Annotated in this window: 1 protein-coding gene; it reads left to right on the forward strand. The window is 66.4% G+C overall.

The window, feature by feature from the left end; all coding sequences use genetic code 11:
- The first annotated feature begins 26 nt into the window (after nt 1-26).
- Nucleotides 27-835, forward strand: a protein-coding gene (locus IE226_RS43690; RefSeq protein WP_190087100.1) for an IS5 family transposase whose coding sequence is annotated in 2 segments (ribosomal slippage) — nt 27-366 and nt 366-835 — 810 coding nt in all. Because the reading frame shifts where the segments join, the coding sequence is not laid out codon by codon here.
- Nucleotides 836-848 lie beyond the last annotated feature (13 nt).

Genomic DNA, 848 nt, shown 5'->3' on the forward strand with positions numbered 1-848 from the left:
AGTGTTGTCTCGGCAGGATTGGTTGGGTGGCTGCTGAACTTGTGCCTGATGACTTGTGGGAACGTGTGGCCCCGCTCTTGCCTGCTCGTCCGCCTCGGCGGCATCGGCATCCGGGGCGGTTGCCGGCGGATGACCGGGCTGCGCTGCGAGGCATCGTCTACGTGCTGTGCAAAGGCGTGAGCTGGCGGGACGTTCCCGCGGAACGGGTCGGCTGCAGTGGCGTGACGGCCTGGCGGCGACTGCGGGACTGGACCGAGGCCGGGGTCTGGCCGCAACTGCACGAGGTGCTGCTGACCGAGTTGCGGGGTGCGGGTCTGCTGGACATGAACGACGCCGCGATCGACGGATCGCACGTGAGAGCTCTGAAAGGGGGGCTCACACCGGACCTTCGCCGGTCGACCGGGCCCGGCCCGGAAGCAAGCACCACCTGATCGTCGACCGGCACGGCACTCCGCTGGTCGTCTCGCTGACCAGCGGGAACCGCCACGACGTCACGCAGCTGATGCCCCTGCTGGACGCGATACCCCACATCCGCGGTGTCCGTGGGCGGCCGCGCCACAGGCCAGGGCGGCTGTTCGCGGACCGTGGCTACGACTACGACAAGTACCGCCGTCTTCTCCGGGCTCGCGGCATCACACCCAAGTTCGCCCGAAAAGGCACCCCGCACGGCTCAGGCCTGGGAAAGATCCGCTGGGTTGTGGAGCGCACATTTGCCTGGCTTCACCAGTTCAAACGGCTGCGGATCCGCTACGAGAAACGCGCAGACCTCCACCTGGGCTTCCTCCAACTTGCCTGCAGCATCATCTGCTTGAGGCGACTTCGAACCTCATTCTGAAACCGTCAGTAAG

This window comes from Streptomyces longisporoflavus (assembly GCF_014649775.1).
Taxonomy (GTDB): Bacteria; Actinomycetota; Actinomycetes; order Streptomycetales; family Streptomycetaceae; genus Streptomyces; species Streptomyces longisporoflavus.